Genomic DNA, 21,340 nt, shown 5'->3' on the forward strand with positions numbered 1-21,340 from the left:
AATGTTAATTTCAGCCTCCAATTCAAGAAGCTATTAGGAGTTGTTTTCGTCAAAACGATCGGTTATTGCTTTGCGGATGGCCTGATGCGGCCGCATTCCTGTACTGCGCGTACGCGGAACAGCCCGGTCTGCGCTGGCATTGGAACGCGCACGAAGTGCAAGGTTCAGAACGGTTAAATGGCTGTTGCGCCAGGAATCGTATTCTTCTTCACTCATGACATCCCGGCTGATCTGTCCATGCGCATAGCCGTCGCCAAAGGATTGGATGCGGCTGTCTGTCAGCGCAAGTTTGCGTTCTTCTTCCAGATTGTCGATTTCTGTCCGGATTCTGGTTTCTTCCTGTTTCAGTTCCTGCAGAACAGGCATGCCGGCAATTTCATTTTCAAGAATGTTCTTCTGAATAAGATGCTGCGCCTGTGTTTTCTGCAAAGGTTCCAGTTGCTTTATGAGTTTGTTTTTTCTGCGTTTCATACTCCAAAGTTTTGGGTCGGCCTGAAGCCAGCGGAACCAGAATCCCTGCAGAATAGGAAGTGCCATGCCGAGCGAAACGGCGCCTGCAATGGCGAACAGCACGCCACTCAGTACAAAGGAAAGCAGTGCCCACGGACTGTTGACAAGATCGAGGTTCAGCTGATCGGAATTGCGCAGTGCTGCTTCAATTTTATTGGTCAGTTCAGGGCTGCTTATGGGAGCGCCCGTCATTGGGTCAACGGCGTTCAGCTGAAGATTCTTGACCGATTTATTGATTGCTTCCTTCAACTTGTCCGTTCTGTACGCTTCATACCGGAACCAGCCCAGCACTACGAGCGTGACAATCGCAAATACAGACAAAATCAGCTTGAAACGTGCATACCGCGTTTTGGCTTTCGGCGATTCGTCCTGATGATAAGGTTCTTCTACAAGCCTGTCGTAAGCGGGTTTCAGCAGAATGGAAAGCATGGCAAGCCCGATGGCAAAGGCCCACGCTTCATTGGAATTTCGGATATTGAGCGCATAAGCTACGATTTCATGCGAGATGATCAGGTCGCCGGCAATAAAGGAAATTCCCGCAGCCAGAAATATCAGTCCAGCAATGAGCGAATAAGTTGGCGCATTGTCTGCACGTTTTTCCCGTAATTTTTCAGAAAAGAAATCAATTTCGGCAACCGTATTCTGAATGTATTTTACCTGCCTGGAAACATTGTCCAGACTCATGGTCTCATTCTGCAGCTTGTCGTAAGCAGTTTTGTGCTGCTGAACCGTAGACTGGTATTTACTCCGGACCGTATCCAAGTCTTCTTTTTTTGCTTCAAGCCTTTCCATAACCCAGTCATGATTGACATTGCTGGATAAATAAGCTTCATAAACCTGCCGGTCAATGCCTTCAATACCGCTGGAATAACCGTGCTGATAATCACCGTTCTGGTTTGGATTCTGCTCGTTCATGGCCTTGTTTTTAAAATGATGTAGGATTAATCAGAGTTTGGAAGTACTGAAAGAAGCTAACTGCCGCCTTTCCGGATCATGTTCAGCTGCTTTCCGGTCAGTTCATTTTTCATGCGTCTTGCAAGGAAAAATTCACTTTCAAAAAGTTTGATCAGCATGTCTCTTTTGGCATACAGGCGGTCGCGCTCTGTTTCAGCAGCACTTTGTTCCCTCAGAACCTGCCATTTTTTTACCCTTAATTCATCAATCTCCTGTTGTAAAGTCTGGCATTCGGATTCCCAGTTCTCGCTGTTGTCAATAGCATCTTTACGCTCTTGCTGAACTCTCAGCCACGCCTGCAGATCATTTCGTAAAACGGTTATGTTGCTGAGAAGCAGTTTTCCAGCAAACAGGAAAAGAAAGAAAACAAACACAAAAAGCGCAAATGCCTGCCACCAGCTCTGATAGGAAACCACATTGGCGAACACGAACAATGCGGCGGCAAAAGGCAAACCGGTTTCTTCCAGCAGTGATTTCCAGCTTATACGCGATTCCGCATCATGGAACAATGAAATCCGGCCGAACAAACTGAACATTCCCGCCAGAAATACGCCGAGTGCAATCCACGAATTATCCGCGAATGCCGGTTTCAGTGATTCCCTGATCAGGAAAAAATTGCCGATGCACATGGCTACACACAGCGAAATACCGATTAAAGTTCTCGGAAGCTGATGCTCGCGCTCAAACTGAACCGGGGGATTTTTCAGTTTGTCGTTCAGTTCTTCAATCCGGTTGTTTTTTTGCCCGATAAAAAGGTTCAATTCCTGAATCTGTTCGTTATGCTGCTCAATTTCAGCAATGCACCCGGCTGTCAGATTGGAAAAATACCTGTGGATAATATCCGTTTTTTCCTCCGGGTCCGATTCCGAAAGCCCGAACAATACGCCTTCATCGCGCAGCGCATCTTCGTCCTCAATCCAGTAAGGAATGGCAACTTCTGCATTGCTGTTATCCGAAGTGCCCGAATCATACCGCTTTTCGGTACCGGCCGAAATGCCGGCTTGCGGTTTGGCCGTTTTTTCAGAATAATTGTTCTGTGAAATGGTTTCATTCGCAGGAGAAGACGTTTGTGCCGCTTCCGGTTCGTCATCGTAATATTCATTTTCGTCCGATTCGCTCGGGCGGAACCAATTAGCAATATATTCAGTCCATTTGGCCATATATTTTCAGGGATTAGCCTGCGATTATCCATGAAAACAGAGAAATTCACAACATTATTGTGACAATCGGCAGTTAATAAAGTTAAGGTGCTTTTGGTGGCTCGTTCAAAACATTTGCTGCAATGCCTGCCACAGTTTTTTCTTGAGATTGCGGTCTGCTTCAATCACAGCCAGCGGGTCGGTAAGGAGAAACCAGATGCCGTCCACGTTTTTGGGCGTATAAGGTACAAGCAGCAGATCAAGGTTCAGTTTGATAAGCGGAACCCCGAAAGTCAGAAAGTAATTGGTGCGTTTTTCCGTAAGCACTTTGCCTGCATCCGGACTGGGAAGAAAGCTGAAATTGAGAACGTCGGAATTTTCAACAGAATTGCCGACCGCTTTGAGAATATTGTCCAGAAAAATCGCTTCTGAAGCAATCATTTCTTTCCGTTTCGGCTCGTCGATCAGGATCAGGATTTTATGCTTTAATGCAGGGAAATTTTCAGCTGGTTTTACAGGAATTGCCGGAGTTGCCGGCAATGCAGCTGCAGGTGCCTGCGTTACCGGCGGCAATACTTCCGGTCTTTGTTCCGGCTGCGGTTCCGGCTGTGGCAGGTTTTGAACAATTGTTCCGGTTTTCTCTTTTATTTCAAACGCTTCTTCAACCTGAAACAATTGCTCGTTCTGATAGAAAACCTGATAAAATGCAGCTGACAGACTCATGGGTTTTACTGAATTATTTTACTGCCGCAGAAACCTGTCCTTGCGGGCTCCATATCCCGATCTTTTGTTTTTTCGCCTTTATTTCAAGTTCTGAGTATTCCTGGCTGTCCGAATATTTCTTGAAATGCACTGCAAGCCCGTTTTTGACCAGTTCCTTGTTCAGTATCTTGCCGTCCGGGAGCACTACTTCGCCCAGCAAACGGCCATAGCGGTCAAATTCTCCATTGTGTTTGATACTGACTACTTTATGAAAGCATTTGTCGCTTGTAAATTGTTTGGCGACTTTGTAATACGGCCTGCCGCGTTCCGGTGAATTAATGTGCGTAAAACGGATTCGTACGGCTTTTCCCATCCGGAAACCGGCTTTTTTCCCGTTGTATACATATTTCAGTTCAATGGTATCGCCATCCTGAATACCGATTACTTCGGCTCTGAGCGGATTGGGCAAATCACTGCTTTTTTCAATGGGCTTTTTACTGCTTTGAGCTAATGCGCTGTTTTTAAAGGAGGTTAGTCCGAAAGTAAAAACCAGGACAAGCAGACAAACGGCAATTTGCCGTAACATCGGGAATTTTAAATTGTGCACGCGAACTTTTTCAGGATTGTTGAGGCGATAAATATAAGCATTGTTTTCAACGCTTTTCTTCCAATTTATACCATTTGATGTTTTTCAGCGGTTCGCGCCGGGCCGCAGTTACTTCCGGCGCATAATGTTTTTCAAGGTAATCCAGAACCTCCTTTTCGGTTTCTCCAAGGTCCCACAAATTATGATTGGCCTGCATCCAGCGTATTTTTTGCTTCCAGCCATCCCGTGTAAACCGGTTCTGCAGAATAAGTTTGGAAGAATGGCAGCTTGTACACTGCGCCTTGACCATATACAGATTCTGGTCCGTTATCAATCCCGTTTCCGAATCCTTCTTAACCGTATCCATCGTCATAATGGCAGCAGATTCGGGTTTCGGTAGTCTGTCGCTTTCTTTAAAAATTTGCGCTGCAAGACTTAATCCTGCAAACAGCATCACTACTATTTTTACCATTTTATTTATTCTTCAGGCAATGCGGAAGTTTTAAACTCATTAACTCACTTTTACAGCAATTCTTTCGCATGCATTGTTGAGGTATCCGCCCGGGTTCCAGGCAGGAATAACCATGGGCTGCGCATTTCCTTTATCGTCCGTAGCCCTCACCCATACTTCGTAATAGCCTTTTACCGGAAACCGGAGTTTGGTATTCCAGTGCTGCCAGGCCAGTCTGTTTGCCGGCGCTTCCAGCTTGCAGTCTTTCCACGTTGTACCGAAATCAATGGAAACTTCTACTTTTTTGACCGCATGATCGCCGGCCCATGCATGTCCGCGCAATGCAAGTTCTATATCCGAAGCAATCATGGCACCCGATTTCGGATAGGTAATCAGGGATTTTACAGGCATGGATTCAATGATCCGGAAATATTCATCTGTTTGCGGAACGTCCTCGCCCGGAGCAATCGGACTTTTCGGCGTTTTGTAACTGTGGCCATCCATTTTGGCACCGTCGTGTACTTTATTCCTGACCGAAATGCCGCTGATCCATTTGCCTGAAACCGAAGCCGGCCAGCCGCCGATCACAAGCCGCAACGGATAACCGTGAAATTCGGGAATGTCTTTTCCGTTCAGCTGAAAGGCAAGCAGCGTTTCATTTTCCAGTGCTTTGGCCATCGGAACACCTCTGGAAATCGACTCTTTTTTCGGATCGCGGCTCAGGTGAATATCTTTTCCATGATAGCCGATGTAAACGGCATCGTCTTTTATACCCGCATCCGCGAGAACATCTTTCAGGCGCACGCCCGTCCATTCTGCGCAATGTACGGCGCCCTGGCCCCATTGGTTCCCGGAAGTCTGCGGCTGAAAACCGGAACGGCCATTGCCGCCGCATTCCAGCACAAGCTGGTAAGTATAATGTTTGAAGCGCTTTTTCAACTCTTCAAGCGTATAGGTTTTCTTCGTTTTTATGGATTCGCCGTCGATGGTCAAAGTCCAGTTGCTTACATCTATTTTTTCAGGTATGAGCCCGTTGTTGCGGATGAACATTTTTTCTACCGGCGTAATGCGGTCATCGAGCAAATGAACAGGCGTTTCCACATTCCAGGGTTTATCGCCTTGTACGATCATTTCAGGACTTTTGCCTTTTAATGCATCCTTTTCATCAAGCAGCAGCGGAATGTAGCCTTTGGGCATTTTGCCGGCAAATACAATGTTGCTGCCCAGCGCGGCGGTGAGTGCAGCAAGGCTGCTTTTTTTGAGAAAGCCTCTTCTGTTAAATGCAGAATTCATGAACGGGTCCGGGAAATTTGTAAAACTATAACGGTCAAATTTACATAAACCATATTAGTTATCCATTGAACAATCTTACTTCGGCCTGTATTTATAAAAAAAGAGGCTGCCTTTGGGCAGCCCTTTTTCCTACACATAGTGTGCTCTCAATTTAGTATTTAACTGTACTTTTTTACAGATTCAACGTTTCTGACAGAGAGAATTTACGATTCGTTATTTTTTGATGAACGGCCCGGCAATGGCAAGAACCGCTTCTTTTGTCAATGGCTCGTCAAATGCTTCCGTTACTGCTGCATCCGATTTGGAAGCAAGTCCTTTCAGGTTTACACCGCCTTGCGTCATGTTGTCTTCGCCTGCATAGATTGCCGGAACTGCACCCATATTTCCTGTAATCCAGCCTTTCATGGCAGGGTTTGCAAGTACGGTTGCTCCCAGTCTGCGCACAACGGCTGCATGTCTTGCTTCTACGGAATGCACTTGCAGTGCATATTCCAGAATTTGCGGATCGGCAAGCAATGCGCCGGCTTGTCCTTTGTATGCACGTACGCCGGTATCTTCCAGTGCGCTGGAAACGGTCACAAAAGTTTTGTAATTCGTGAAAATATCTGCAAATGCGCCGCCGTACTGGAAATCAAATGTAGGTTTTGCAATGGCTTTGGTTCCAAGGGCTTTTACAAGAAATGCCACGTGCTGCGTTTCATGTTTGCCGATTTGGGTAAATATGGCTTTGTCGGATGCGGGGATCAGGTTTGCGGCTGCATTTCCTGCTTTGTAAAATTCATCTTCCAGGTATTCGAGTGTAAGTGCATAGTTCAGCACGTCAACTGCTGCGGCAGATTGGGCGTAAGCTTTGTTTACAATAGAAGCAAATACAGTAGGTACTGCCACCGCAGCAATTTTGCTGCTGATCCTGTTCATAAAATGACGGCGGGTAGCATACTCCAGACGGCCAGCTGCGTCTCCGTCAATTTTTTGAAAATCATCTATAATTTTGAAAATATCCATTAGTTCTTGTTCAGATTAAAGTTTAGAATTATTTACCTACGTTGGCTCCTGAAATAGTATCTTTTACATAGCCTTTTACAGCAGTAAGGATGTCAGCAGGTGCTACCGCCTTGTCAAATCCGTTCGCGTCTACAATGTCGTCGCCAGCAAAATCAGCAGATTTCGGGTTCAGCAAATCGCGGATAACGGATGCATGACGTGCTTCTACAGAAACAATTTTTCCAGCAAGCAGTAAATAGTCACCGTTCTTGATCAGTTTTCCGGCTCCGTTGTAAGCTGCAACGCCTGTATCTTCAAACAGTTTGGCAGCGCCCAGAACAGCCGTTCTGCTGTTGAAATCAATGGCTGAGAAATTCGGCGTCAGCCCTTTGATGGCTCCGTTGCCCAATGCAGCTTTAAAGAAATCGCGGTGAATGATTTCGTGATCGCGGATGTCCGTAAGGATTGTTCTTTCTGCATCCGTCATACCGGCATAAGGTGTAGCAATTACCTGTGTGTAGAATGCCGCTTCCAGTTGTTCCAGTGCGTATGCATAATTCAGTACGCCTACATCTCCCGAACCCAGTTCAACCGTATCTCCTGTTCCCGGAATCTGCGGATTCGGATCATGATCATCTGTAGTACATGCACTGATTACGATCGTACCCAGCGAAGTTGCCAGTCCGGCGGAGCGCAGAAATAACCGTCTGTTTACTACTGACGTAATTTCTTCTTCCTTATTTTCGGAGTTGCTTTTAGTTTTAATGATTTTGTTCATAGCAATTAAAGGTTGTTAGATTCCTTTCGTCCGTCGAAAGACTTTTGAAATACTTACGCTGCAAAAACTGCTTTAGATCAAATGTTTTTTTATAAAAATGGAAATGGATTTACAAGCAGAGACTTTAAAAACAAAAAGAGCCTATTGCTAGACTCCTGATGCTTTCAGACTAATGGATGATAACGTTGAGCAAATAGTGGCGCAGGTACTTACTATATATGTATGTATAGCGTTATGATCTCGTGAAGCGTAGTTTTATTACTACTGTTATTTTCAAATAACTTCTAAGGCAAATATATGGGAATAACTTGCAATACAAAAAAAATATTAAAATAATTTTTAGGTGTAAAATACATCTCTGTCAATCAGATCTTTCTGTTTCAGAAATATCTTGCCGGCATCTGCTTTACCTGTGCACATTTGATGGTGATCGTAATCGGCAGCAGGAATAATCATGCGTAACTTTTTGTAATAAATGTTAATACCCCGGATCAGAAAGTTGATTATCCTTCATATAGACGCATTTTATCCGGTTTATCACGAAAAGCAGCATATTTGTCCGGCATTTTGATATTTGTTTTTATAATTTTACACTTTGCCTTCTCGTTAACTAGTATTTATTTTTGATAATTGAATAACCCCATGGCTAACCTGCTCCTTGTAGAAGACGACACCACATTCTCAAAACTGCTCAGCAATTTTCTTGGCAAGCACGGTCATCAGGTTCAGGTTTGTTCAAGTATCAGAGAGGCCAGAGAAGCGCTGGGCAGCGGTGAAAAACAGGTGTCGTACGATGTGCTGATGCTGGATTATCGTCTGCCGGACGGAAACTCCATTGATTTTCTTAAATCGCTGAGAAGCGAGGGCAACCGTACGGCTGCATTCATTATGACCAGTTTTCATGATGTCCGCACTGCAGTAACCGCCATGCAGATCGGCGCGTTTGATTACATTACAAAGCCTGTAAATCCGGAAGAGCTGCTGATGGTTTTACGTGAAGCGCTCAACAAAGGCGATGTCACGGTAACGGCCATGCCAAGGTCCAGGGCAAATGTAAAATCCGAGAAGCCAACACTGGACTTTATTGAAGGAAGGAGCAAGATTTCCAAGCAATTATATGAATACGTCCGGCTGGTATCGCCAACGGATATGTCCGTCATCATACAAGGTGAAAGCGGAACCGGAAAAGAACATGTCGCCAAATCCATTCACCGGCTCAGCAAGCGCAGCAGCGGACCGTTTGTCGCTATTGACTGCGGCTCTTTATCCAAAGAACTCGCAGCAAGTGAACTTTTCGGACATAAAAAAGGTGCTTTTACCGGTGCTTTGCAGGACAAAATCGGTCAGTTTGAAGCAGCGGACGGCGGAACTCTGTTCCTGGACGAAATCGGGAATCTTGGTTACGATGTCCAGATCAAGCTGCTCAGGGCATTACAGGAAAGGATTATTGTGCCGATCGGCAGTACGCAGCCTGTCAGGGTAGATGTACGCCTGATCGCAGCCACCAATGAAGATCTGATGACCAGCGCCGCAAAAGGCGATTTCAGAGAAGATCTTTATCACCGCCTGAATGAATTCAAGATTGAAGTGCCGCCGCTCCGCAAGCGGGGCGAAGACCTTGAAATTTTTATCCAGTATTTTGTAGACAAAGCCAATCAGGAGCTGGAAAGAAATGTCCGGGAACTTTCCAGAGAAGTCATGGATGTTTTCCGCAAGTACGACTGGCCGGGAAACCTGCGCGAACTGAACAATGTAATCAAGCGGCTTGTACTGCTGTCAAAAGAAGAAGTTGCCACATTGAGCGCCTTGCCGGCAGAAATGATCACGGCCATGGAAGATCCGCAAAAGCCGGCCGGCTCCGACCTAAAAGCTATTCAGGAATCACATGAAAAGGAAATGATCGAGAAAGTACTACAGGAAGTGCGCTATAACAAAAGCAAAGCCGCCAAACTGCTCAATATCGACAGAAAAACGCTTTACTACAAAATTGAAAAATATCATATTGAGTGAGCCGGCGCTATTTCCTCCACTTGCTCGATAATTGATTCGGCATATTCCAGTACCTGCGTGATTTCCTCTGCAGAAATCTGTGCGGCATCTGCCCGCAATGCAACTTCCAGATTTCTGAATTGTGCAGAAAGGTCTTTTGCACCGATCTGGCCTGTTCTTCCTGCCATTCTGTGGATGAGTTCGGGCACTTTTTCAAAGTTGTTGTCATCAATCAGCAGAAAAAGGGAATCAATATCTTTCCGGCAGTCGGTAACAAACTGATGCAGGATTTCTCGCAGCAGGGCTTCATCGCCAAAAGTCATTTCGTTCAATGCGCTGAGATCAAAATCATGCACATGACTATTTTCCTGCTTTTGCGGTGTTACTGAAAATGATTCCAGCAGTTCCAGCAGTTCGTTGGAATGGAAAGGCTTCATCAGGAACCCGTCAAATCCCATGTTCAGAAGATCCTGTCTTTCTTCCGGCATCGCCTGCGCAGTCAGTACAAAGAACTTCACGTCTGCTGCGGCATTCCTGCGCAGACGCTTACACAGTTCTGCGCCGTTCATGCCCGACATCCGCATGTCCGTCAGCACAAACTTTACCTGATTATCCCACGGTCTGCTCAGGACTTCTTCGGCAGAGGAAAACGAAGTATGCGGAATGCCGTTCATTTCCAGAACGGATGAGCACCATTTCAGAATAAAAGCATCGTCATCCACAAGCCAGACTTTTCCGGATACCTGATACTCTTTTTGGTCCGATTCGTCGGGTGCGATTTCCGTTGTTTCCGCTTTTTTAATAAGGGTGGTTACAAAGAACGTAGTGCCTTTATTGGGCGTGCTTTTTACTTTGATGCTGCCGTTCATTCCTTCAACAAGCGCTTTTACAATGCTCAGTCCAAGTCCGGTTCCGCCGTATTTGCGTGAAATGGAAGGATCAGCTTGTTCAAACTGGTTGAAAACACGTTGCAGCTGCTCCTCCGACAATCCGATTCCGGTATCTGAAATCTGATATTCAATGCTGTATTCCTTCTCCGATTCAAAGCCGTTTACTCTTAAAGTTACATCGCCGCTGTTTGTGAATTTAATGGCATTATTAAGCAGATTGTAAAGAACCTGTCTGAGCCGGAATGGATCACCGTTAAGGTACAACTGAGACGGCAGATTGTTTTCCAGCTTCAATGCAAGACCTTTGGAAGCCGCCGTCGGGCGCAGCATCTGGATTACTTCGTTCAGGAACGGCGTGATGGCAAAAGTCCGTTCTTCAAAAGTAAACCGGTCTGAAATAATACGGCTGTAATCCAGCACTTCATTGACGAGGTAAAGCAAATGTTCCGATGCCGAATGCAATATTTCCAGATCCTGCCGTTGAGGCTTTTTACTGTTTTTAAGCGCTTCCGTGTAGCCGATAATGGATTGCAGCGGCGTCCGTATTTCATGGCTCATGTTCGACAGAAAACGCTGTTTGGCAAGGCTGTGATATTCTGCTTCTTCTTTGGCTTCTTCCAGCTGGCTCCTGTACTCGTTGCTTCTGGCTATGTCTGTAAAAATCAAATAGGCAAGCAAAGCCGTAAGAAGAAAAAACCCGAGCATCACCCATTCCAGTCCGTCGATGCTTTTGGCGACAAGATTCTTGGAAATCCGGGTTTGTATATTTGAATCTTTAAGCACTTCACTTTCCACACCCTGCATTACTTTCAGAAGCTGCCTTACAAGCGTATTGCCGGCAATGGCCAGTTCCTGTTCACGGTCTACAAAATGGGTAGTCCTGATCTTCTGAGATTTTTCGATCGCATGCACTGCTTCGCCCACTTTTTCAATCGTGCTGTCTTCCTGCACAACTTTCAGGGTGTCGACCTCCACATTGATTTCCTGCTTCTGATACGTTTTGGGCGCTTCCGCCACCTGATTTTTCTTGTTCTTTTTCCCGCTGAAAACACGGTTCAGAAATCCTTTTTTCTCTTCTTTATGCGGAGTAGTATCCGGCAGTTCGGTATAAACGGTAGTTGTCGTCGTTTTTTTCTCCGTTTTCACAACGGTGCTTTCAGGTTTCAGCTGCGTGGTAATCAGTCCGGAAATGGATTTTACTTCGTCTGAAAGCGCCTTGTTGCTGACCAGTTTGGACCGTACTTTGATATACTTGCTATAAATCTTCTCACGCTGTTCCAGTATGGATTTCATCGAATCAATGCGGACGATCTGAGCAGAATTGTCAAGACTCAGGCCTTTCAGGGTATCCAGCAAAAGCAGCAATTCCTTGGATTGTGCGAGAACCTGTTTGTCTCTGTCTTCATTTTTGAGCGTACGTGCATTCTGTAAATGATCAAGCTGAAGAATGTTTTTAAAAATCTGGTTAACCAGCCTCAGCCGGTCATTTGGTGTGGATAAAGCCTCAACCTTGTTCAGCATGTCCTCAAATGTCCTTTTACTGATAAACCAGGATAAGCCAAGTGCCAGTGAAGTCAGGAAAAAGCCCAGCAATACTTTTCCTGTTACTGATTTCAAAAAATGTATTTTGCGTAAAGCTGACATAACGTTCCGGAATTATACAGTATCAATAAACGCATTTCGAGCAGCGAAAGTTGTAAATCCATTCATTGCCATGCATTTGCAGGGTGAATATAATGCATTTGGCAGATACTTTTCCAACTCTCTCACAAAACAGAAAAAGGAGATGCTCCCTTTCCGGACATCTCCTTTTTCTGTTATTTTTTACCTTTCTGTCCGGTTGAAATGCCGGTTTTACTTGCCAAGCGAGTTAATCCATGATGCGATTTTTGCAGCTTCCTCTTTGGGAACCTGAGGCATCGGAGGCATTGGCGTTGCAAAATCAGGCCAGTTTTCCGGTTTTGGGTTATAAATCAGATCCATGATTTTTTCATTGCTGTACTTGCGTTTTGCAACGTCCGTATACGACGGTCCAACTACTTTTTTATCTGTAGCATGACATGCAAGGCACGTATTCTTCTGAAGCAATGGCTTTACTTCATCCCACGTCGGCGTTTTTGAAGCCGATGCGGTTGCTGCAGTCGTTTTACCTTTTCCGTCCGGTGAAACATGCTCTTTTGCAGAAGCTGGTGCCGCTGCTGCCGCTGCATTGCCGGATCTTGTTGTTTTCAGTTCCGAAACTTTCAGTTTTTCGCCGTCTGGAATGTTGTTCAGCGTATAATAAGCTTCCGGATGCACAAGCGACCAGCTGTTTGTAGCAGCACGTATGCCGTCCAGCTGAATTTTGTGAACATAATACTGGCGCATCCCGTCCAGAACAATCCGTACTCTTTTATTATCGTCGGATACTTTTACGCCTTTGACTTTTACATCTTCCAGATTGATCTGCGGGCTTCCGTACACCGGGTAATGCTTGTACAAGTAGCTGCTCACTTTATATGAGTCCAGATCTTCGGCTGACTTGCGGTCAACAGGCATCGTGAATTCCACTTCAAAACCGTCCGGCATTGCTTTTACCGTGTACATTTCAAACGGCATTTTCCCGTTCCAGATCAGACGCTGCAAACCCTGATTGGCATCGCCCGCAGAACCCCAGCCGCGATTGGTTTCTCCCACGAACATGGAACCGTCCTTATCAAAAGCCATACGCAGCACGCCCGACTGAAATCCGCTGCGGAAACCGATGCTTGCACCCTGGTATTCACCTTTTACTTTTTCCAGAACAATACGCATGATATTGCTTTGTCCCTGATCGCCAACGAAAACCTGTCCTGTAAATGGTCCGAAACCGCCTTTTGTATCATCCAGAATAAGCTCCGAAGTAGACACGCCATGTACGCCATAAGGAAGCCACACAGCCGGCAACTGAACCATATTGTATTTTTCTTTCAGCTGATATAGAAACTGCGGCGCTTCATTTCCTGTATTTTCAGGCTTGATGGCGCGTCCCTGATCGTCTTTGTTCTGGCGGTTGTCGCGTTCTGCAAAGAACTGCTTTTCGGTGAGCTTAACCGGTGAATCCGGCGTTCCGGCCCATCTCAATCCCGCAGGATGGCCCATAAAGCCACCTTTTTTAACCTGGAAAATAGCGCCTGTTCCCATCCAGTCGCCCTGGTTGTCTGTATAAAACAGTTCGCCGTTCAGCATGCTGATACCCGCAGGGGAACGAACGCCCGTTGCATACGGCTCGTATTTTCCTTCGTTGGTAATATGGAAAATCCATCCGCGACCCGGCACACGGCTTTCGCCTCTCCACCATTCCTCATCGCCGAAAGCGACGTTTCCGCTTACGAAGAAACTTCCGTCCGGAGCCAGTTTCGGCCCAAATGAATATTCATGATAATGTCCTGACAGCGGCCATGCATATACCGTTTCGTAAACATCCGCTTTGCCATCTCCGTTTTTGTCTACCAGTTTGGTCAGTTCGCCGCGCTGCGCACAGTACAAGGCACCTTCTTTATAGGCAAGACCCAGAATTTCATGCAATCCGGTCGCGAATTTTCGAAAATAAGGCGTGCGGCTTGTCGGGTTGTCCACAATCCAGACCTCACCTCTTCTGGTAGAAATCGCCAGTGAACCGTTCGGCATGGTGGTTAGTCCGCCGACTTCAAGGATAATTCCTTCCGGAATCGGCGGTGTTAAAATTTTATAGAAGTCTTCTTCTTTAGGGGACTCCTGCGCTTTAAGCATTGTAAGACTTGCCAGCAGCGCAAAGGCTATGTGAGCAATTTTTTTCATTATCAATAGGATATCAAAAAGATTAAAATCAGAATAGGATCGAATACTTCACTTCGCCGTTGCGTACCGGAACAAGCAGTTCCTGCTGACCGTTTGCGCCTCTTATTTCAGGTTTTGCCGTTTTGTCAGCCAGCTGAATGTAGTAGGATTTGTTGTCCACGGCATAAAGTCCGTCCGCTACTTTTTCAATAACCGATCCGTCGGCCAGTCTTGCAACCAGGTCCGTTACAGGGTTATTTACTTTTACAATGCGTTCAAGGTACTGGTTATTCACAACCGAAATATAATCCGTTACCGTGGAGCCGAATGCCTGATACTGGAACGTCGGAACGTCCGTTTCATCCAGTACATAGCCTTTCGGGCGGTAGCGGCTTCCGGTGGTGTCGGACTGCCATTTTGAATTTCCTTTGGTTTTGCCAAGCAGCATATCGTCGTTCAGAAGCGTAACGCTTCCGCGCGGGCGGGAAGAACCGTCGCCGCGATCGTGCCACATCGGCGTTGCATCCAGAAACTCGCCGCGCCAAACCTGCAATACGTTCCCTTTGTCCATATCGTAGGTATAATGCAGGTTTGCCGGGCTTCCCACCGAAACTGCATGCACTACACGTTGCTTTTTAGCTTTTTCATCCTTTTTGAAATCCATGAAACTGCGCGTAATCGTATTGGTTCCGGCTGAGATCAGGATCGGATCATTGGTTCTTCCGGACATGGCGGAGCTTTTTGCATGATGCGCCACTTCCCTGAAACCCGGGCCGCTGATCCACAGACCCAGGGCAGGACGCAGCCATCCGTCTCTTTTGTTATTGAATATCTCGATTTTGTGATCGCCGGCCGTAAGGTTTGTTTTTGCTTCCCGAAATTCACTATCCGATTTCCACTGCGCATCAATTACGTATTTGCCATCAACTCTTAAATAGGAATTGCCCGGCGCCTGTAACCTGAAATTGTACTCTCCGGCTGTCGGTGCGCTGTATGTGCCCGTGTACACGTAAGAATAATTATTGTTCTCTTTCAGGATTTCCCACGTCAGCGCTTCTGTTTTGCCTGTTTCGGCAGGAGTCAGTTTGCCAAGGTCGTCTGTTTCCAGGATATTTCCGTAATACGTTTTATAGCTCAGGTCGGATAATGTTCCGGGCTTTTTATCAAAATTATTGATTACAATGTTTTTGATTGCCAGCGAACCGTGATCGCCCTGAAAGCGGAGCGGACCCATGGCAACGTCTTCAGCCGTAAGCGAACCGCGGGTAGGACCGCTTACTTCCACATTCTCATGAATAGTCACGCCGTTCAGCACAACGGAAAGGAATACGGCATTGGAGATTTTCTTGCCGTTTGCATCAAAGCGGGGCGCTTGATACGATATTTTGATATTTTGCCACAGGCCGGGCGCTTTTGCCACATTGAAACGCGGCGCATAGCCTTCATATCCTTTTTCACCTTCCGGCTTGGTATCGTTCCAGCGTTCGTAAATACCGCCGCAATCGTTGTACTTGGCCGTTTTTTTGCCCCAGCTGTCAAAAAGCTGGACTTCGTAATTTCCCTGCAGGTAAATGCCGGAATTTGATCCTTTGGCAAGCATGAAATCCAGTTCAATGTCCAGATCGCCGTGCTTGAAATTGGAGATCAGCTCATATTGATTGCCATACTTGCCCTTTTCATGCGTACATGCAAGAACGCCTTTGCCGGGCGTTGTTGTCATTGCGTTTTCCTTGAAAATGTCGGCCGTTGCATTGCCTACAATTTTCCAGTTGTCCGATTTTGTAGTGAATGCACTGAGGTCGTTGAGAGGAACAGTTTGCTGAGCATGAACGGATTGTGTAACAAGCACTGCCATGCAACAGGCAAGCAGTCGCCATAAAAAAGTATTGTGTTTAAACATACAGGAAATAAACTTATTGGTTTGGAATTAAGCACCGATTCGGCGGGCGGTGCAAATAACGTGAAGAAATAGGAAAATTGCATTTAATTAGATGAGAATCGCAATTGTTAATGCTTTTTGCTTAATGTTGTATTTTTTGTTATTTCAATGAGTTATTAGACTAAACAGTTTTTTGTTAAAATGAAAAAATTAATTCTTACCGCGTTCAGCCTTGCAACGGCATTTGCTGCACATGCGCAATTGCAACCTGCCAAGCAAACGCCGGAATCCAGTGAATTGTGGAGCCCGGTTCCACGTGTTGTAACGCCAGGGAAAAATTCTACGACAGTTTCCGGATTTACTGCTCCTTCCGATGCAATCGTGTTGTTTGACGGTAAAAATCTGGATGCGTGGGTTTCCGGAAAAGACGGAAAAGCGGCTGCGCCCTGGACAGTTGCCGACGGAATCATAACCGTTGCGCCAAAATCCGGCGACATTCAGACCAAGCAGACTTTCGGCGATTATCAGCTGCATATCGAATGGCGTACGCCGGCAAAAGTAGAAGGAAGCAGCCAGGGAAGAGGAAACAGCGGCATTTTCATGCAGGGTGTTTACGAACTTCAGGTGCTGGACAGCTACAATAACCCGACTTACTCCAACGGACAGGCCGGTTCTATTTACAAACAGACCATGCCGCTCGTAAATGCATCCGTAGGCCCGGGCGAATGGCAGACTTACGATGTGGTTTATACTGCGCCGCATTTTAACAAAGACGGACAAATGACGATCCCGCCTTATATTACGGTAATCCATAACGGCGTACTGGTTCAGAACCATACGATGATCCAGGGAACAACGCCTTATGTAGGACAGCCTACGATTGAGCCGCACGGCCGAGGCCCGATCAAACTGCAGGATCACAACAATACAACGAGTTTCAGAAATATCTGGATCAGAGAATTGTAAGACAGCGTATTTCGGTACGGGTACAATATTTTAGAGGCTTAAACGGTTTGAAAAAGCGGTTTAAGCCTTTTCTTTTTTCAATACTTTAGAAATTATTTATTTACTCGCTCGAAAGGAATTGTTGTCATGCAGGAAATAGAACCCTATTACAACTGGGAAAAACATTACGTTGCCAGTCACGACGAACGTTCGCCTTTTTACGGAAGAACTTACAACCTCGATTATTACGAAAATGCAATATATGGTTATTACATACATCCTTTATGGGATGAAATCGGATCGGAAACGCTTTATGTAAAAATCATTTATGCCGATTACAACAAGCATTTTGCCATTATCGAAATGTTTGGGGAATGGAATGACGCGCTGCATAACGATATCATGTTTTTCAAGCGCCAGGTTGCGGACATGCTGATCAATGAAGGAATCAACCAGTTTATCCTGCTCGGAGAAAATGTGCTGGACTTTCACGGCGGCGACGACGATTACTATGCAGAATGGTTTGATGATATAGAAGACGGCTGGATTGCGGCGGTCAATTTCAGGGAACATGTGGAGGAACAATGGAAGCGTTTCAGGCTGGATTACTACATCAATTTCGGAGGCACACTTCAGATCGGAAACTGGCGTACTTTGCAGCCGGAACCGTTCTATGAATTAGTTAAAAAATTGATGATAAGAAGGTTAGAGTAGAGAAAAGCGTATACAATTGTTGCAACGTTGATAACTCCTTTGTAGATTTGGTTTTGACGTATATTAATCCAACCAAACCTTGAAACTTATGGCAGACCATGTGAAATTAACCCCGGAATATTCTGAAGAACTGGATAAGAAAGCAGAAGATTTAAACGGCACAGCAGCGGATGCCACAAACGGCGTAGAGGAAGAGGTAAAAGAACTTAATGAAGAAGCCAAAGACAATGCGACTGCAGAACTGCAGGCACTGGAAGTGAATGCAGAAGAAAAAGCAGAAGATGTGAAAACAGGCGCGGACGAAATCAAATCCGAAGTTTATGAAACGGCGGATGATCTGAAAGCAGCGACAGATACAAAGTGGAACGAGGCCAAAGATGCAGCGCTGGAAGCAGAAGAAAAGGCTGCTGATAAATTGGAAGACCTGAAAGCCACGGCAGAAATTAAAGCTGAAGATGCAAAAGAGACGGTTGCAGAAATTGGTACGGCCGCAGAAGAAAAAGCAGAAAACCTGAAAATAGCTGCTGAAGACAAAGCCGAAGAAGCAAAGGAAATCGTTGCCAATATCAAAGAAGAAGCTGCTGCAAAGGCAGAAACTGCCAAAGAAGAGGCTGCTGAAACGGCGCAGGAAGTGAAATCCGGATTTTCTGTAAAGACGGAACAGCTTCAGAATGAAGTGGAACTGAACATTGCTGCCGGCAGGGTAAAAGCACAGGAAATTGTTTCGGACCTTACTGAAAAAGCGGAAGACCTGAAAGAAGCGGCTGCTGAAAAGTTTGAAGATATCAAAGAAGACGCCGCAGAGGCATTTGAAGATGCCAAAATCATTGCTTCACAGAAAATGGCCGAAGCGCAGATAAAAGCCGCCGAACTGAAAGTGAAAGCAACCGAAGAGATCGCTGAACTAAAAGAAACCGCTTCTGAAAAATACGAGGAAACAAAAGTGAAAGCCAAAGGTTTCTGGTCAAGGCTGTTCGGGAAATAAGGATTATGCCATGGATTGATGACGCCTGTCGGACGCAAGTCGGGCAGGCGTTTTTGATGTATTTATGTACAGAACGTTTATATATACGTCAATGGCATGGTTTTATAACTGTTCTAAAAGTCAATTGAATACAGCTAACAAATCACATTGGTCTTTCGCTTTAACGAACTTGTTTTATTTTCAAAATTCCCTGTTTAATGTCACAGCAAACTTTTTCTCTTCCATACCAGCATCCATTTGATCCGGATGAGCAATACAAAAAATCAGTTGTTTATTTTTCAATGGAATTTGCCATTGATCAGGCCTTGAAGATTTACTCCGGCGGACTGGGTTTTCTGGCCGGTTCGCACATGCGAAGCGTTTACGCGCTCAAACAAAACCTGGTCGGCGTCGGCATGCTGTGGAAACACGGCTATTACGATCAGGACAGAAAGCAGGATGGAAGCATGCAGCCTGCATTTCGTGAAAAAATGTATGCCTATCTGGTAGATACCAAAATCCGTTTCCAGATTCCGATTCTTGGAAAAGAGGTTTGGGTTGCGGCTTATTACCTTCCGCCCGACGTATTTCAGTCGGCACCGGTTTTCCTGCTAACAACGGATACCGACGGGAACGATGAAACCACGCGCGCCATCAGTTACTCCTTGTATGACGCTGACGTTACGTATAAAGTAGCGCAATGCATGGTGCTCGGCATCGGCGGCGCAAGGCTGCTGGAAGAACTGCAGTATGAACCGCAGGTTTATCATTTTAATGAAGCGCACGCCGTTTCCGCCATCTTTCATTTATATAATAAATACAAAAGTGTTGACGAGCTTAAAAAACGGATCGTATTCACAACGCATACGCCGGAAGAAGCCGGTAATGAAAAGCATGATATTGATTTCCTGAACAACCTCGGATTCTTTTCAGGTCTGGATCTGGAAACGGTACGGAAAATCAGCGGTACAAAGGACAACATCTTCAATCATTCGCTTGCTGCACTCAGCCTGAGCCGAAAAGCCAACGGCGTTTCAAAACTGCATGGAGAAGTTTCCAGAAATATGTGGAAAGTTTATCCCGGAATAGCTGAAATCGATCATATTACCAACGCACAAAACAATACGTATTGGATTGACAAAGATTTTGAGCAGGCAAGAATCATCGGCGATACGGATAAAATTGCAGCCCGGAAAAAAGAACTGAAAAAGCTTTTGTTCAAAACGGTTGCCGATCAGTGCGGAAAGATTTTTGACCCGAATGTGCTTACAATCGTTTGGGCACGCCGGTTTGCAGCTTATAAAAGACCGGATATGTTCGTTTGGGACGGCAACAGGTTTGAAAAAATGATGGCGGACAAAGAGCAGCCGGTTCAAGTAATCTGGGCGGGAAAGCCTTATCCCAAAGATCAGGGCGCTGTGGATACATTCAATCATCTGTTTTACCTCAGTCATTTGTTCCCGAATATGGCCGTACTGACGGGCTATGAACTGGCACTTTCCAAGTTGCTGAAAGACGGATCGGATATTTGGCTCAACACGCCGGTAGTGACAAGGGAAGCTTCCGGAACAAGCGGAATGACTGCGGCTATGAACGCCTCGCTGAATTTGTCTACTTATGACGGCTGGATCTGTGAATTTGCCAAAGACGGGGAAAACGCTTTTATTCTCCCGGTTGCAAAAGGCGACGATATCAACAAGCAGGATTGCGACAATCTGCTGGATAAACTGGAAACAACCGTCATCCCGACTTATTACGCCGATCAGCAGAAATGGCGGCAAATGGTTCTGAACAGTATGAATGACGTCAATGCGGATTTCAATTCGGACCGTATGGCGCGGGAATATTACGAAAAGCTTTATTAAGCTTGCTGAATTTAAAGGCCGATCTGTTTTGCAAGCAATGCGATGCCTTCCCGGAATGTATGCGGTTCATAACCCAGTACGTTCCGGGATTTTGTCAGGTCAAAACCGGTGCGCGGCGGCCGTCTGGCCGGCTGCGTAAAAGTGGAAGCGTCGGTCGGGGAAATCAGCGATTTGTCAAGTGAAAAATAATCGGCTGTCATCATGGCCATTTCATACGGCGTCATGAAATCACTTCCTGAAATATTGAAAATGCCTTGTTCTTTCCGGCCTGCAATCAGAAAGCAGCCTTTTGCAAGATCTTCTGCCAGCGTCGGAGTTCGGAACTGATCCGTTACGACTTTTATGGCTTTTCCTTCTTCCAGCGATTTTTTTACCCAGAGAATGATATTGCTCCGGCTCATATCATGCGCAATGCCGTATACAAGCACCGTTCTGGCAATGGCCCAGTTTATTCCGGAATGAATAACCACTTTTTCCGCTGCATATTTGCTCCATCCGTAAAAACTGACCGGATTCGGCAAATCTTCTTCTTTGTAAGGTCCGGCAGTTCCGTCAAAAATAAAATCCGTAGAAACATGTTCCAGAAATACATCGTATTTCCTGCATGCTGCGACCACGATTTCGACAGCCGTGACGTTCAGTTTCCAGCATGCATCTTTTTCCGACTCGCATTGATCTACGTTGGTCATGGCAGCCGTATGAATAACGACATCCGGCCTTGCAGCACCCATAACCTGATCAACCTGAACGGGATCCGTAACATCCATTTCAAGGAATTCGTAGCCTTTGCTGAAATTCAGCCGGTTTCCGCCTTTCGCAGTAGCGATGGTTTCACAGGTATTTTCAGAAACCAGCAATTCAATCAGCTTCTGACCCAGAAGACCGTTTGAGCCGGTTACAAGAATGCGTTTCTTTTCCAA

At 45.8% G+C, this 21,340-nt stretch carries 17 protein-coding genes; 5 read left to right on the forward strand and 12 right to left on the reverse strand.

The features are described from left to right. Positions 1-33: 33 nt before the first annotated feature. The 8 genes from FEM55_RS07495 to FEM55_RS07530 all read right to left on the reverse strand — a co-directional run bounded on the left by FEM55_RS07495 (position 34) and on the right by FEM55_RS07530 (position 7,397). Entirely contained in the window at positions 34-1,425 is a 1,392-nt protein-coding gene (locus FEM55_RS07495; protein ID WP_138280727.1) for a hypothetical protein, read from the reverse strand. 56 nt (positions 1,426-1,481) lie between these two features. Next, positions 1,482-2,624, reverse strand: coding sequence for a hypothetical protein (locus tag FEM55_RS07500; protein WP_138280728.1), 1,143 nt, complete (start codon positions 2,622-2,624; stop codon positions 1,482-1,484). Between the two features lie 105 nt (positions 2,625-2,729). Then, on the reverse strand, positions 2,730-3,326 hold the full coding sequence (locus FEM55_RS07505) for a hypothetical protein (protein ID WP_138280729.1): 597 nt from the start codon (positions 3,324-3,326) through the stop codon (positions 2,730-2,732). Positions 3,327-3,339: 13 nt separating this feature from the next. Continuing rightward, positions 3,340-3,891 carry a thermonuclease family protein gene (locus tag FEM55_RS07510; RefSeq protein ID WP_138281627.1) on the reverse strand — a complete coding sequence of 184 codons (552 nt, stop codon included), beginning with the start codon at positions 3,889-3,891 and terminating at the stop codon, positions 3,340-3,342. 67 nt (positions 3,892-3,958) lie between these two features. After that, on the reverse strand, positions 3,959-4,363 hold the full coding sequence (locus tag FEM55_RS07515) for a hypothetical protein (protein WP_138280730.1): 405 nt from the start codon (positions 4,361-4,363) through the stop codon (positions 3,959-3,961). 39 nt (positions 4,364-4,402) lie between these two features. After that, positions 4,403-5,635, reverse strand: coding sequence for a sulfite oxidase (locus FEM55_RS07520; RefSeq protein ID WP_138280731.1), 1,233 nt, complete (start codon positions 5,633-5,635; stop codon positions 4,403-4,405). 213 nt (positions 5,636-5,848) lie between these two features. Then, positions 5,849-6,640 carry a ferritin-like domain-containing protein gene (locus FEM55_RS07525; RefSeq protein WP_138280732.1) on the reverse strand — a complete coding sequence of 264 codons (792 nt, stop codon included), beginning with the start codon at positions 6,638-6,640 and terminating at the stop codon, positions 5,849-5,851. Between the two features lie 28 nt (positions 6,641-6,668). Next, a complete protein-coding gene (locus FEM55_RS07530; RefSeq protein WP_138280733.1) occupies positions 6,669-7,397 on the reverse strand; it encodes a ferritin-like domain-containing protein in 729 nt (242 codons plus the stop codon). A gap of 642 nt (positions 7,398-8,039) precedes the next feature. Here FEM55_RS07530 and FEM55_RS07535 point away from each other — a divergent pair. Continuing rightward, positions 8,040-9,407 carry a sigma-54-dependent transcriptional regulator gene (locus FEM55_RS07535; RefSeq protein WP_138280734.1) on the forward strand — a complete coding sequence of 456 codons (1,368 nt, stop codon included), beginning with the start codon at positions 8,040-8,042 and terminating at the stop codon, positions 9,405-9,407. Here the strand turns inward: FEM55_RS07535 and FEM55_RS07540 are convergent. From FEM55_RS07540 to FEM55_RS07550, 3 genes are all read right to left on the reverse strand, one after another. Continuing rightward, positions 9,395-11,893, reverse strand: a complete 2,499-nt coding sequence (locus FEM55_RS07540; protein ID WP_229209141.1) for a hybrid sensor histidine kinase/response regulator — start codon at positions 11,891-11,893, stop codon at positions 9,395-9,397. The genes FEM55_RS07535 and FEM55_RS07540 overlap by 13 nt on opposite strands. Positions 11,894-12,130: 237 nt before the next feature. Then, positions 12,131-14,074, reverse strand: coding sequence for a c-type cytochrome (locus FEM55_RS07545; RefSeq protein WP_138280736.1), 1,944 nt, complete (start codon positions 14,072-14,074; stop codon positions 12,131-12,133). Between the two features lie 28 nt (positions 14,075-14,102). Beyond that, the gene (locus tag FEM55_RS07550; RefSeq protein ID WP_138281628.1) at positions 14,103-15,908 is read right to left on the reverse strand and encodes a 3-keto-alpha-glucoside-1,2-lyase-like domain-containing protein; all 1,806 of its coding nucleotides are present in this window, start codon (positions 15,906-15,908) and stop codon (positions 14,103-14,105) included. Between the two features lie 225 nt (positions 15,909-16,133). Between FEM55_RS07550 and FEM55_RS07555 the strand changes: the two genes are divergently transcribed. From FEM55_RS07555 to glgP, 4 genes are all read left to right on the forward strand, one after another. After that, positions 16,134-16,898, forward strand: a complete 765-nt coding sequence (locus FEM55_RS07555) for a 3-keto-disaccharide hydrolase (RefSeq protein ID WP_138280737.1) — start codon at positions 16,134-16,136, stop codon at positions 16,896-16,898. 126 nt (positions 16,899-17,024) lie between these two features. Beyond that, positions 17,025-17,591, forward strand: coding sequence for a hypothetical protein (locus FEM55_RS07560; RefSeq protein WP_138280738.1), 567 nt, complete (start codon positions 17,025-17,027; stop codon positions 17,589-17,591). Positions 17,592-17,679: 88 nt separating this feature from the next. Next, the gene (locus FEM55_RS07565) at positions 17,680-18,576 is read left to right on the forward strand and encodes a hypothetical protein (protein ID WP_138280739.1); all 897 of its coding nucleotides are present in this window, start codon (positions 17,680-17,682) and stop codon (positions 18,574-18,576) included. 197 nt (positions 18,577-18,773) lie between these two features. Next, positions 18,774-20,420: an alpha-glucan family phosphorylase gene (glgP, locus tag FEM55_RS07570; RefSeq protein WP_138280740.1), complete on the forward strand. Its 1,647-nt coding sequence runs from the start codon at positions 18,774-18,776 to the stop codon at positions 20,418-20,420. Positions 20,421-20,431: 11 nt separating this feature from the next. Here the strand turns inward: glgP and FEM55_RS07575 are convergent, their stop codons facing one another. Further along, positions 20,432-21,340, reverse strand: coding sequence for an SDR family oxidoreductase (locus tag FEM55_RS07575; protein ID WP_138280741.1), 909 nt, complete (start codon positions 21,338-21,340; stop codon positions 20,432-20,434).

The organism is Dyadobacter sediminis (genome assembly GCF_005860765.1).
Classification (GTDB): Bacteria; Bacteroidota; Bacteroidia; order Cytophagales; family Spirosomataceae; genus Dyadobacter; species Dyadobacter sediminis.